Here is a 13055-nt window from a genome sequence, read left to right as displayed (position 1 = left end):
TTACATCGCCTCCAAAATCGCCCGCTTCACCGAATCCAGGGTCGCGTCCACCGTCACCGGTTTGGCCGTGCACTGGGAGATGGCCGTGTCGGGGTCCTTGAGGCCGTTGCCGGTGAGGGTGCAGACGATGGTGCTGCCCTCGGGAATGCGGCCGGACTTGATGTCGTGCAGGGCTCCGGCCAGGGAGGTGGCCGAGGCCGGTTCGCAGAAGATGCCTTCCCGTTCGGCCAGAAGTTTCTGTGCCGCCAGGATTTCCTCGTCGGTAAAAGGCGCGAACCATCCGCCCGATTCCTTTTGCGCGCGCCAGGCGCCTTCCCAAGACTGCGGATGGCCGATGCGGATGGCGGTGGCGACGGTTTCGGGATGGTCCACGAACTCGCCGCTGACGAACGGCGCGGCGCCCGCGGCCTGATAGCCGCACATGATTGGCCGTTTGTCGGTGACCGGCGTATGGGTTTCGGTCCCGAGGGCGTATTCGCTGTAACCCTTCCAATAAGCCGTAATGTTCCCCGCATTGCCCACCGGCAGACAGTGATAATCCGGAGCGCGGCCGAGGACGTCGACGATTTCGAAAGCGGCCGTCTTTTGCCCTTCGATACGGTACGGATTGATCGAGTTGACGATGGTCACCGGCGCATGGTCCGCGATCTCCTTGACCAACTGCATTCCGGCATCGAAATTGCCGTTAATCTGGATGATCTTCGCACCATAGATCATGGCTTGGGCCAGCTTGCCCATGGCGATCTTGCCCTCCGGGATCAGCACGAAAGCGGTGATGCCGGCACGCGCGGCATAGGCGGCGGCCGCTGCCGAGGTGTTGCCGGTGGACGCGCAGATGATGGCGTGGCTGCCCTCATGCACGGCCTGGGTCACGGCCATGGTCATGCCGCGGTCCTTGAACGAGCCGGTAGGATTCAAGCCTTCGAACTTGACGTAAATATCCACATCCTTGCCGATCAGCGTCGGGATGTTGACCAACTGGATCAGCGGCGTGTTGCCCTCGCACAGGCTGATGGGCCGGGTGTCCGGGGTTACCGGCAGGCGGTCGCGGTATTTTTCGATAAGACCGGTATAGCGGGTCGAATATGCCATGATGAGTCTCTAAGCGATTTGTTTAAAAACTTGATTATTTTGCTCGATCGCACCAGTAACCGGGCTCGCGATGCAGGTGGGCAATAGCCACAATCAGGATTTCGTGGTCCAAGAGCTGATAAATTATGCCGTAGGGAAAACGCTTCGTCCGATAACGCCGGGTGTTTTCGCTGAAGCAGTGCCAAGCATGAGGAAACCGTTTGACATTCTCGATGGCTTCGCGAATTTCCGACAAAAACTGAATACCTAAGCCGGGCAGTTGCGATTCATAGTATTCCACGGCTTCGTCCAATTCCTTCTGTGCCGGAGCGAGAAACCGGACATTCATTTAACGGAATACTTCGCCATCACATCTTCCATCGAGACGGATTCCATTTTTCCGGAGCGATAGTCTTCCAGACGCCTTTCTGCCTCTTCGGCCCACAATTTATCGATGGCCTCATCCGGCTGGTCAAGACTATTTAAGACTTGTTCGATCAACTCGATTCGTTCGCCGGGGGGCAGAGCCAATGCCTGCTTGATTAAATCGTTTGTCGCTGACATATCATTTTCCTCTGGCGCCGTTGCGATATCGCCTGTCATAGATAGAGAAGCATCACGAAGTTCATAGTTCGTCGATCTGAGGCGAGCAAGAGTATCTTCCGCAATGTTCAGTTTCCCTCGCCTAAATTAGGCTGACATATGCTGCACCACCCCCTCCTACGAGATTTCGGAAAGAAACAGTTCCTTCAATTCTTTAGTCAAAGATGACTGAACGTTATTTGGTGGCCCGTAAAAATGCTGCTTCTCGGCATCTAAATCAAAATTAGCTGGCGGTTTGCCACCGCGTCGCTCATCCCAACGCTGCCCATAATCATCCCACCCGTACAAATACGCCCATCCTCTTTCATCGTGCGGACATGGATTACCTTCATGTGGCTTCTCGAAAATCTCAAACATCTTGTGTTTCCGTCCGAGGAGATATGCCTCTCGAATTTCCCATTGGGTCGGGTTGCGTTTATATCGGAGTGCCATTGGGTAATACCTCGAATTGGAATGTTACCCCAGTGTTTCCAACCGAATCCGCTTCACCGGTCCGCTGATGGCGGACAGCGCTTCGATCTCCCGGACGGCGTCGTTCAGCTTCCGCTCCTGGACTTTCTGCGTCAGCATGATGACGGGCAGATGGCGTTCGCCTTCCGGCGGTTCCTTCTGGATAACGGCCTCAATGCTGATATTGTGATTGGCCAGAATGCGCGTCACGTCGGCCAGAACGCCCGGCTTGTCCTCGGCGCTGAGGCGGAGATAGTAGGCCGTTTCGATATCCTCGATCGGCAAAATGGGAATGTCGGAAATCGCCTCGGGCTGAAAGGCCAGATGCGGCACCCGGTTCTCGGGATCGGAGGTCAATGTGCGCACCACGTCGATGATGTCCGCCACGACCGACGAGGCCGTGGGCTCGGCCCCGGCGCCCGCGCCGTAGAACAGGGTCGGGCCCACGGCGTCACCCTTGACCAGAACGGCGTTCATGACGCCGTTGACGTTGGCGATCAAGCGCCGCTCGGGAATCAAGGTGGGATGCACCCGCAGCTCTATGCCTTTTTCGGCGCGACGGGCGATACCGAGCAGTTTGATGCGATAGCCCAAGGCTTCCGCGTAGGCCACGTCGAGCGCCGTGATGCTGCTGATGCCCTCGGTCCAGACCTTGTCGAACTGGAGAGGAATGCCGAAGGCGATGGACGCCAGGATCGTCAGCTTGTGGGCGGCATCGATGCCCTCCACGTCGAAGGTCGGATCGGATTCGGCATAACCCAGCGCTTGCGCCTCCTTAAGCACATCCTGAAAATCCCGCCCCTTTTCGCGCATCTCGGTCAGGATGAAATTGCAGGTGCCGTTGATGATCCCGGCCAGCCACTCCACCTTGTTGCCCGAAAGCCCTTCCCGCACCGCCTTGATGATGGGAATCCCACCGGCCACGGCCGCTTCGAAAGCCACCATCAGCCCTTTTTCGCTGGCCTTGGCGAAGATCTCGTTGCCGTGGAGGGCGATGAGCATCTTGTTGGCGGTGACCACGTGCTTGCCGGCGTCCAGCGCTCGCATTACCAGATCTTTCGCCGGGTCGAGACCGCCGATCAGTTCCACGACGATGTCTACCTCGGGATCGGTAACGACTTCGTACGGGTCCGTAGTCAATCGGATGCCGGCAGTGTCGCAAATCCGGGAACGGTTGAGGTCTCGAGCCGCTACGACGCTAATGTGGATTTCCCGGCCGGCTCGGCGCGTAATTTCGCCGGCGTTCCGCTTGAGGACCTTGACCGTGCCGCCCCCGACCGTGCCCAAACCGAGCAAACCGATATTTACGGGTTTCAAGACGCTCTCCTGTGTAGCAACAAAAATGCCGAAATTATACCGAGTTATCCTTGCGCATCATATGTCGTATGCCTCGGATCGCCTGGCGGGTGCGGTGTTCGTTCTCGATCAGGCTGAAGCGGACGTGATCGTCCCCGTACTCGCCGAAACCGACGCCGGGAGACACCGCCACCTGGGCCTCCAGCAGCAGTTTCTTGGCGAACTCGAGGGAACCCAGATGCCGGTACTGCTCCGGAATGGGCACCCAAACGAACATGGTGCCTTTGGGTTTTTGGACCGTCCAGCCGATGTTGTCCAGCCCTGCGCACAAGACGTCGCGGCGTACGCGGTAGGTTTCCCGGATCTCGGCAACGCAGTCCTGAGGCCCGTCCAGGGCGGCGATCGCGGCCACCTGGATCGGTGTGAACGTGCCGTAGTCGAGATAGGACTTGATGCGCCCCAAAGCCGCGACCAGTTCGCGGTTGCCGCACATGAAGCCCACCCGCCAACCGGGCATGTTGTAGCTCTTGGAGAGCGTGAAGAACTCGACGGCGATGTCGGTGGCTCCGGGCACCTGCAGGATGGAAGGCGCGGCATAGCCGTCGAACACCAGGTCCGCGTAGGCGATGTCGTGCACGACCCAGATTTTGTATTCCCGAGCCAGCTCGACGACCTTTTCGAAGAACTCCAGTTCCACGCATTGGGTGGTCGGATTGCCGGGGAAGTTCAGAATCAGCATCTTGGGCTTGGGCCAGGAGGTCTTGATGGCTTTTTCCAATTCATCGAAGAAATCCACGCCCGGCACCAGCGGCACGTGGCGCACATCAGCCCCCGCCAAAACGCAGCCGTAAGGATGGATGGGATAAGCCGGATTCGGCACCAGCACTGCATCGCCCGGCCCCAGGGTGGCGAACATCAGATGGGCCAGGCCCTCTTTAGAACCGATGGTGACGATCGCCTGGGAGTCGGGATCGAGATCCACGCCGAAACGGCGCCGATACCATCCGCAGATGGCTTTGCGAAGACGGGGAATGCCTTTGGAAACGGAATACCGGTGGGCGGTTCCTTTCTGCGCCACCTCTACCAGTTTGTCGACGATATGCTGCGGCGTGGGCCGGTCGGGATTACCCATGCCGAAGTCGATGATATCGACACCCTGGGCGCGCTCCTTGGCCTTGAGTTCGTTAACGATATTGAAAACGTAGGGGGGCAGGCGCTTGATACGTTGAAATTCTTCCATCCAGGACTCTTTGCGTAGGGGGTATTTTTTTAAGCGGAATGCGTAGGCGCGTGGCCAAACAACTTAAAGTACCGATGCGCTTTTAGACTGTCAACGGCGCTTTGGGCCTGACAGGCTAGCCGAATGCGGCCAGCCGTGGGAAACTGCGCCTGCATCGCGATCTAACTTTACGCCATCCATGAAACCCCAGCTCCCCGTTGTCTTGTGCTTGTCGGGACACGACCCCACCGGCGGCGCCGGCATTCAGGCCGATATCGAGACCGTTTCCCGATTCGGCTGTTATCCCTGTTCGGTGGTGACTGCTTTAACCGTTCAAGACACGCATAACGTCCGCAAGATCTTGCCGCAAAGGTCCGGGGAACTTCTGGAGCAAGCGCGCACGGTGCTTCTGGATCTGCCCGTCGACGCCGTCAAAATCGGTCTTCTGGGAAGCGTCGACATCGTTTATGCAGTAGACGAGCTACTCAAGATCGCTGGCGGCATTCCGGTCGTTTTGGACCCGATTCTGGCGGCGGGAGGCGGAACAAACCTGGCAAACGAGGCGCTGATCGAAGCGCTAATAGAGACGCTGATTCCACGAGCGACGGTGCTGACGCCGAATTCGCCCGAGGCCAGAAAATTGACGGGAATGGAGGATCTGGACGATTGCGCCCGCGCGCTCCTCGCACTCGGTTGCCCGAATGTCTTGCTGACGGGGACCCATGAAGGGGATGACGAAGTCATCAATCGCCTTTACCGCAGCTCCGGCAAGACAACTTACCGTTGGCCGCGCTTGCCGGGAAGCTATCACGGCTCGGGCTGCACCCTGGCATCCGCCGTCGCCGCCTTGCTAGCCCGAGGCCGGGACATCGAGTCCGCTGCGTCGGAGGCTCAGGATTTTACTTGGCAAGCTTTGAATAACGGATTTCGGCTGGGCGGCGGACAACTGCTCCCCAATCGGCGTTATTCCGCGCCGTGAGGAGAGTCGTTTCGCACTGCGTCACTCAGTAGGTCGGGAATCCTTTCCCGACGTTAACAGCACGCTTGTCGGCAAGGGATTGCCGACTTACGACTTTAATCACCCCGCGACTTGAATGCGGTCTACCACATCGTGCACGCCGGGGACGTACCACGCGTCGAGCACCGCCAGGCGCCTCTCTTCATCGCTGGCGAGATATCCTTCCAGCGTTACCGTTCCCTGCTCGGCCGTGATATGGATCTGCGGCTGATGAACCAGAGGGTCTTTTTCGAGCACCATGAGCACGGCATCTGCCAGCTCGCCATCGGTTTCCTGCTCGGGAGGGACGACGTGCAGCAAGTTGACGACCGATTCGCAGCCGGCCGCCCACCACGCGAGCACCTCTGCGAAGCGGCGATGAGACAGGCTGAGCACGGTGCCCGACAGCGTGACGGTTCCATCCTGCACCTCGATCTCGATGCGCTGCTCGCCCCAATCGCCTTCGCTGCGATCGGGCCATTCGCTGCGACCGACACGAATCGTGTCGAGCCGGTCGCTTTCGCGCACATAGAGGCCGCATTCCCGGAAAACCGGCTCCTGCTGCAATAGGTTAATGATCTCGTCGCGCAACCCGCCCTCCCTCTCGGAGGGAGGCACGGCGACACGCAATCGATCCACGACCGGTGAATTGTCCGCATGGCGATACGCAGCGGCGTGCGCAATCCGTTTTGCCGCGATGTCGCCGACCATACCCTCCAAGACTATGGCACCGTCCTCGACATCGACACGGATTGGATAGTCGTGCAGATTGACCCGGGTGTCATGTTCCAGGTCGGCCAATATGGCCTTGATTCGATCAGCATGCGGATTGGTCGGCATATCGCCCTCCTTAACTCCGAATTGCGCGGGCGCTGTTCGATGAAACAGACGAATCTTTCCTAACCCACAACATGGTGTTTTCCCTCCACGGCCACCGAACTCGCCTGAGGCCCCTGCTCGCCCATTTCTTCAACGAAACGGACGGTATCGCCGATGCCCAATTTGTCGAAATCGCCTTGCACCACGCTGTTCCGATGGAAATAAATCAGGCGCCCGTCCGGTGTCTCGATCATCCCATAATCGCCCTCCGGGTTGATTTGGGCAATGCTTCCATGCGGCATAACCTCGTGGGCCTTGATGTCCTGCCGAACGCGCCGGGCGTAATCCTCCAATTGCCGGCGGGCGGCGTCGAAGGCATCGCGGATCGCCACGTAAGCATCCTCGTGCGCATGATCTTTGCCGGGATCGCGGCTGACCACCAGTTCATCGCCCGGCACGGTGATATCGATTCTGACATGGTAGGTATTGCCTTGCCGGTGGTGGCGATGAAGTGCTTCGACCATCACCCGGCAGGACATGATATGCTCGAAAAACTGATCCAGTTTCTCGGCGCGGTCGTGAACGGCTTTTTCCATCGCCTCGGATGGCTCCATATTTCGAAAAGAAATTTGTAACGGCAGTTGCATGCTCTCGCTCCTCAATCCGATCCAGAACTGTAGTTATCCACAGATTCGGCGGAAAAGCATGACGTAAAAGCCCGTACCCCTTGCGCCTCCATGAGGCAGCCCGGAAACCGCCGGTCGGCGATACTTCGCCACACCGACAATCGCGGATCGCGGGGACCTCAACGTGACCAATTCACCCGAAGGAGATACTCCTCCTCCTGATAGGAAAAATCGAGATCGCCCTTGTAGGCGTGCTGGACGGCTTGCCCGGCCGCCCTGGCGAGTTGGGGATTGGTGAATGTCACCAGCATGCCGCCGTTCTGTTCCTCGACGGCCATGATGCGTTTCAGCGGGTGTTCGGCCTTCTCCCTTTCCTCCACATTACGGATGAGATGCAGAATCTCATCTTTGTGTTGAGCCAAAAACTCGCCCGCCAAAGTCAGAAATCCGGCCGGACATTTATCGTGGATACGATGACAGGCGGGACAAAGCGACTCGTTCGCGCCAGCAGGCGCGTCCGACCATTGCCACCGGCCGTCGTGATAAACCGCTCGGCATTCCGGACAAACCGTAGGTTCCGGCAATTTTTGCCGTATTTTATAGGTGTCGTGCTCATGCTCACGGATCAGACGATCTTGGCGATCTCCGTGGTATAGGTTGGGTGGTTGAGTCATGACGGAATCTCCCTGCTTGGATATGTCGCCCGCAAACCTGATGCGAAGTATTTCTTCCCACGCTTGAAATCGACGGCGAATCATCGGGCCATTCGGCTTAGATTACAGATTGAAGAATATGCCTCTCGAACGGGCGCAGCAATACTCGATCGGACACGAGTGCGGCATTTAAATTCACAGATCCTATATTTCACCGTCACAGGCCACGGACATCGTTTTTGCTCGTTCCCGCCGCGATTTCAGGCGAAAATAGCCGCACTACCTTAGACATTTGAATCGCTACAATCGTGAACCTTCGTATCGCTATCGCCCAACTCGACTTTCTGGTCGGCGACCTTAGAGGCAATGCAAGCCGCGTACTGCACACCGCCAGCGAGGCCCGCGACCGGCTTCGCGCTCATGCCGTGGTTTTCCCCGAACTGGCCCTGGCGGGCTATCCGCCCGAAGACCTGATCCTGCGCCGCGATTTCATGGCGCAGGCCGAGCGCATCCTCGACGAAATAGCGGGGCAAGTGCACGGCATCGACGTCATCGTGGGTTTTCCGGAGAACCGAACCGGGATGCCTTACAACAGCGCCGCCGTGCTGCGGGACGGCAAGATTCACGCGATCTACCGCAAGCATGCCCTGCCCAATTACGGTGTGTTCGACGAGAAACGTTATTTTCTGCCCGGATCCGAACCCTGCGTGTTCGACTTACAGGGTGTGCCGGTGGGGATTACCATTTGCGAGGATCTTTGGTTGCCCGGTGCGGTGGAGCAAGCCGCGCAAGCCGGCGCCAAGCTGATCCTGAACATCAATGCTTCGCCCTATCACGCCAATAAAATCAAGGAACGAGAGGCAGTCGCCCGCGAGCGCATCGCAGTGACCGATGTCCCTCTGGTTTATGTCAACTTGATCGGCGGGCAGGACGAACTGGTCTTCGACGGCGCGTCATTCGTGATGAACCGGGAAGGAACCGTGATCTTCCGCGCGCCGGAGTTTGAGGAAGCGCTGTTACCCGTCGACTTTGCCTGCGGAGACACGGTGGAGCCGATTGCCGACGGCGTTACCGAACCGTTGACCGAGATCGAAAGCATCTACAAGGCTCTCGTTACCGGCATCCGCGATTATGTCGGCAAAAACCGTTTCCAAGGCGCGGTGCTCGGATTGTCCGGCGGCATCGACTCGGCCTTGACCTTGGCTCTCGCCACGGACGCTTTGGGAGGCGATAAAGTCGAAAGCGTTTTGATGCCGTCGCGTTACACCGCGGCGATGAGCATCGAGGATGCCCGCTTGGAAGCCGAGGCCCTGGGCTGCCGCTATCACATCATTCCCATCGAACCGGCCTTCGATGCCTTTCTCGGTATGCTCGAGGAGAGCTTTGCCGGCTTGCCGCCCGACACTACCGAGGAAAACATCCAGGCGCGTTGCCGGGGCGTCATTCTCATGGCGTTTTCCAACAAGAAAAGGAAAATCCTCCTCACGACCGGCAACAAAAGCGAAATGAGCGTGGGCTACGCCACGCTGTACGGCGATATGGCCGGCGGATTCGCGCCGTTGAAGGATGTCCCCAAGCTTTTGGTGTACCGCTTGGCGGAATACCGCAACAGCCTCTCGCCGGTCATTCCGCAACGGGTAATCGAGCGTCCGCCCTCCGCCGAACTCAAGCCCGACCAAAGGGACGAGGACTCGCTGCCGCCCTATTCGATTTTGGATCCGATCCTCGAAATGTACGTGGAGCACGACAAATCGGTGGACGAAATCATCGCCGCCGGATTTCCCGAGCACGAAGTCAAGCGGGTGGCGAAGATGGTGGACAGCAACGAATACAAGCGTCGCCAGGCCCCGCCCGGCGTCAAGATCACGCGCCGCGCCTTCGGCCGGGATCGGCGGTATCCGATCACATGCGGATATGGGCGATAGGGAAACAATCGGACGAACGACAGTTACGACCCGAACGACATTTTCGATTGTGCTAAGGCAAAAAAAGAAGGCAGAACAAAGTGCTTGGGGGGGGATGGGGGTGTTCTGCCTTCTGGGGAAGTCTTACAGCGGTCCGGCTTACGGCCCGCTTACCACTTACGGTCGGAGGAAAACTCTCGAACGCTTGCTATCGGCTGACATCGCTGATGTTTTCTTCGGTCCGGAACATTTCCTTGCGCCTATGCCCGGCACGAAGATCCGCCTTGCGTCCTTATAAGTCACCTCCGCGAAAATCACTTAGTCAACACGTCTCAATCGGTGCCGTCGTCTCATTCGCGAACCTGGGCTTCTCCCGCCTTCGTCGTTCGCAATCACTCCTCGACAGGCGAAAAAAAAGAAACATCCCTATTTCAACTCGCATCCCATCGATCGACTCCTTTCCACTAGGGCGGATATCACCGTTCCATGACCGCCATTCCAATCAGATTCGGAACATTCCGACTCCGTTCAGAAGGTTCCGAATCACTCACGTCGGACGGAACATCCAATCCCGTCGGGACCACCCTGTCCCTGGCGACATCCTCACTCCTTTCGCCACATCCTAACTTCCTAGCGGAAACTCCTGTCTCCGGCTCGATGCCGTGTCGTGGTTTTCACCTCCGACGACGGTTGCTCTCGAGTGGTTGCTATTAAACCGTGGTTAACTTTCACCGAGAATACGGATGAATTCGTACGTGATTTCGCACAAAGAGGAAGTTCACTTTCGAAAAGCCACGGCACGACCGATTCGGAAGCCGGTGGATTCCGGCAAAGTGCGCTGCCGCCAGAAAGGCGTCCGCCGCGATATGGCGGCAGCGCGGTTCAAGTGGGCGAATCACTTTGGGTTACGCCGAAGCGGTTCCTAAATGACGTCGACCAATCATGATCAGGCCGGACAAAGCAGACCCCAGTAGCCAGACCGAGGCTGGCACCGGAATCGGCGCGACAGCGCCGCCTGGACTTACGTCAATCCTCAAGCTGCCGAAGTCTTTCTCGATCCAGGCAAAACCGTCCGCAGGCGCATAAGCCGCAAGAATGTCTTTTATCGTCAGCTCGATTTCGACAGCGTCAGCGGCCACAGAGTTACTGGCAGTCAAGTCCCAAGGGCCTCCGTTGGTGCCGTCGTCAGCTCCGAACGCGGAGAATGTCTCGGCCTGTGTATCGCCGATGGATTGATGGGTTTCCGGATCTACAATCCGCAGAGATGAGAAAGCCGATACCCAGGAGCCGTCTCCGGTTACTTGATAAACGCCATTCTGACTCCAGCTCACGTCGGTAATCGTCTGATCAGGTATAACCGGTTTAACCGTGGCTCTGATTGTGAATCCGGCAATTTCGGTATCGACCTGACCAATACCATTGCCATTGCCATTGCCGTTGTCGGCCTGACCAGCACCGACAGATAGCGCGTCGAATGTCAACGGGCCAGGATTGAAGTTAAGACTGACGCCGGTGTCGTCCCGAACGACTTCCGGGTCTCCAAGTGCGCCTAGATCACCCTCCACCAGCGTGAAGTCGATGATATCGCTCGTCCACGTCTGTGCATGGGCAGGCGCCCACGCCAATCCCAGCGACAGCACGGCAGCTGGCGGGATGAATGTCTTTAGCTTAAACATAGTGCCTCCAACACTTTTTTCCCTAAACGCCACCCGATTTGTAAAGCGGACCGCAACGTTTCCGTTACGCCGCCAAACCGGATAACAGCCACTTTCCCTTGGCAACTCTGGACGCCTCGTGTCCGGCAGGAGGGTGACTACCCACCATGACGGCACCGTGGCTTGCCACTCAAGCTCCGAAGGCTATCGACATCATCGCTCAATCCTTTCTCGGCCGAGAGCGAGGAGAGTCGCGCCCGCGGCTATGCGTCACAGAGCAGCTAGGTTGTTGACACAAATCGGCAGGAACCGACTGTGATCCACAAAAAAACGGGCCCTCTCGCCCATAGCGAAGAGAACCCGCTTTCTCAGGATAACGCCCCACCAGAGGTGGGTTTCGCAATCGAAACGACCGGCTGGACCGAATCGATTGCCAACGAAAATCATGATCGCCGAGCTCCGCTTGTTGGCATGCATTTCCGGAATTACCCCTTTTCGGAACTGTCCCACTAACGTTCATGAACGGACCGGTAAGCAGCCAAATAAGCGAATCCAAGAAGCTACATTTAAACGCCTATACCCCCTCTCCGAAAATACGCGCAAACTCGTAAGTATCTTGTCACGAGACCGTCACATTATCGAAAAACAAGCAGCCGTCCGCCGAGCCTCAGTCGGGCCTCAGCGTCGCCAGCAACGCGCTCAAAATTTCAGGGTCGACCGGTTTCACCAAGTGATGATCGAAACCCGCGGCCTTCGAACGGGCGCGATCGTCTGCCTGGCCGTAGCCCGTAACGGCGATCATCAGCGCCTTTTGCAATCCCGGTAACCCTCGCATTTGCTTCGCGACTTCATAACCGTCCATTCCCGGCAATCCGATATCGAGCAGCACTGCCTCCGGCTGGAACTCCGCGGCGACCGCGAGAGCGCCAGGGCCATCGAAGGCGGTACGCACGTCGTGTCCGTCCAGGCTAAGCAGCAATGCCATGCTTTCCGCGGAATCGACGTTATCGTCGACCACCAGAACCCGAACGCCAGCCAAACTCGATGCGGATTCGCCGCCTGCCGACCCCGAACCTTCATGAGTCGGCGCAGCCGCCATCCGCGGCAAATGCACAATGAACTCGGCACCGCTGCCGGACCCCGCGCTTTGTGCTAACACTCTCCCCCCGTGCATTTCTATCAGCCGCCGCACCAGTGCCAGCCCGAGCCCAAGCCCGCCCTGGGAACGATCGAGCGAACGGCTGCCCTGGGTAAACAACTCGAATATATTCGGCAAAAGTTCGACGGGAATTCCCATGCCATTGTCGCGCACCCGTATCAACACTTCGTCCGCAGAGCTTTCGATGATCAGATCGATACACCCGCCGGCATCCGTGTACTTGGCCGCGTTATTCAGAAGATTGGCGATCACCTGCACAAGCCGCGTCAGATCGCCCTCGACTTGCACCGGCTCCTGCGGCAAGTCAACGGCCAGCTTGTGCCGGCGGGACTTGATCAACGGCAGGCTGGTTTCGACCGCCCGATCGATTACGGTCGAGATTTCGACCGCCGTCTTTTTCAACACGATGGTACCGCGGGTAATGCGGGAAATATCCAGCAGATCGTCGAGCAAACGGCTCATCTGGACCACCTGCCGGCCGATCACGTCACGCGTCCATTTCAGCTCGGGGTCGGTCAGCCCCAATTGGCGCAACACCTGCACGGCATTCCGGATCGGCGCCAGCGGATTCCGTAGTTCATGGGCCAGCATGGCGACGAACTC

At 58.1% G+C, this 13055-nt stretch carries 13 protein-coding genes; 2 read left to right on the top strand and 11 right to left on the bottom strand.

Going from position 1 to position 13055, the window contains the following annotated elements; translation table 11 throughout:
* The 6 genes from thrC to alaC form a co-directional block, all read right to left on the bottom strand.
* Positions 1–1092 carry a threonine synthase gene (gene thrC, locus ABJK70_RS11255; protein ID WP_347258024.1) on the bottom strand — a complete coding sequence of 364 codons (1092 nt, stop codon included), beginning with the start codon at positions 1090–1092 and terminating at the stop codon, positions 1–3.
* Between the two features lie 34 nt (positions 1093–1126).
* Complete coding sequence (locus ABJK70_RS11250) at positions 1127–1420, bottom strand: type II toxin-antitoxin system RelE/ParE family toxin (protein ID WP_077728651.1); 294 nt, start codon at positions 1418–1420, stop codon at positions 1127–1129.
* On the bottom strand, positions 1417–1635 hold the full coding sequence (locus tag ABJK70_RS11245) for an addiction module protein (RefSeq protein WP_077728650.1): 219 nt from the start codon (positions 1633–1635) through the stop codon (positions 1417–1419). Before ABJK70_RS11245 ends, ABJK70_RS11250 begins: the two co-directional genes overlap by 4 nt.
* Before the next feature lie 156 nt (positions 1636–1791).
* Positions 1792–2031 (bottom strand): hypothetical protein, encoded by a 240-nt coding sequence (locus ABJK70_RS11240; RefSeq protein WP_139841054.1) that lies wholly within the window; start codon positions 2029–2031, stop codon positions 1792–1794.
* 99 nt (positions 2032–2130) lie between these two features.
* Positions 2131–3441 (bottom strand): homoserine dehydrogenase, encoded by a 1311-nt coding sequence (locus tag ABJK70_RS11235; RefSeq protein ID WP_086134000.1) that lies wholly within the window; start codon positions 3439–3441, stop codon positions 2131–2133.
* A 34-nt stretch (positions 3442–3475) separates the two neighbouring features.
* The gene (gene alaC, locus ABJK70_RS11230; RefSeq protein ID WP_347258023.1) at positions 3476–4660 is read right to left on the bottom strand and encodes an alanine transaminase; all 1185 of its coding nucleotides are present in this window, start codon (positions 4658–4660) and stop codon (positions 3476–3478) included.
* A gap of 178 nt (positions 4661–4838) precedes the next feature.
* Between alaC and thiD the strand changes: the two genes are divergently transcribed.
* Positions 4839–5618 (top strand): bifunctional hydroxymethylpyrimidine kinase/phosphomethylpyrimidine kinase, encoded by a 780-nt coding sequence (gene thiD, locus ABJK70_RS11225; protein WP_347258022.1) that lies wholly within the window; start codon positions 4839–4841, stop codon positions 5616–5618.
* Between the two features lie 99 nt (positions 5619–5717).
* Here the strand turns inward: thiD and ABJK70_RS11220 are convergent, their stop codons facing one another.
* The 3 genes from ABJK70_RS11220 to ABJK70_RS11210 all read right to left on the bottom strand — a co-directional run bounded on the left by ABJK70_RS11220 (position 5718) and on the right by ABJK70_RS11210 (position 7755).
* Positions 5718–6476, bottom strand: coding sequence for a BON domain-containing protein (locus ABJK70_RS11220; protein ID WP_077728646.1), 759 nt, complete (start codon positions 6474–6476; stop codon positions 5718–5720).
* A 59-nt stretch (positions 6477–6535) separates the two neighbouring features.
* Entirely contained in the window at positions 6536–7102 is a 567-nt protein-coding gene (locus ABJK70_RS11215) for an HPF/RaiA family ribosome-associated protein (protein ID WP_077728645.1), read from the bottom strand.
* A 158-nt stretch (positions 7103–7260) separates the two neighbouring features.
* Positions 7261–7755 carry a BCAM0308 family protein gene (locus tag ABJK70_RS11210; RefSeq protein WP_077728644.1) on the bottom strand — a complete coding sequence of 165 codons (495 nt, stop codon included), beginning with the start codon at positions 7753–7755 and terminating at the stop codon, positions 7261–7263.
* A 287-nt stretch (positions 7756–8042) separates the two neighbouring features.
* On the opposite strand from ABJK70_RS11210, the gene ABJK70_RS11205 reads away from it, so the two are divergent.
* Positions 8043–9659 carry an NAD+ synthase gene (locus ABJK70_RS11205; RefSeq protein WP_347258021.1) on the top strand — a complete coding sequence of 539 codons (1617 nt, stop codon included), beginning with the start codon at positions 8043–8045 and terminating at the stop codon, positions 9657–9659.
* A gap of 884 nt (positions 9660–10543) precedes the next feature.
* Here the strand turns inward: ABJK70_RS11205 and ABJK70_RS11200 are convergent.
* Entirely contained in the window at positions 10544–11314 is a 771-nt protein-coding gene (locus ABJK70_RS11200; RefSeq protein WP_347258020.1) for a VPLPA-CTERM sorting domain-containing protein, read from the bottom strand.
* A gap of 646 nt (positions 11315–11960) precedes the next feature.
* A partial coding sequence (locus ABJK70_RS11195; protein WP_347258019.1) for an ATP-binding protein occupies positions 11961–13055 on the bottom strand: 1095 nt, incomplete at its 5' end.

Origin of the sequence: Methylocaldum sp. (assembly GCF_039794385.1) — a bacterium.
Taxonomy (GTDB): domain Bacteria; phylum Pseudomonadota; class Gammaproteobacteria; order Methylococcales; family Methylococcaceae; genus Methylocaldum.
Note: the sequence above shows the minus strand (reverse complement) of the source record. Positions and strands in the feature narration are given on the sequence as shown.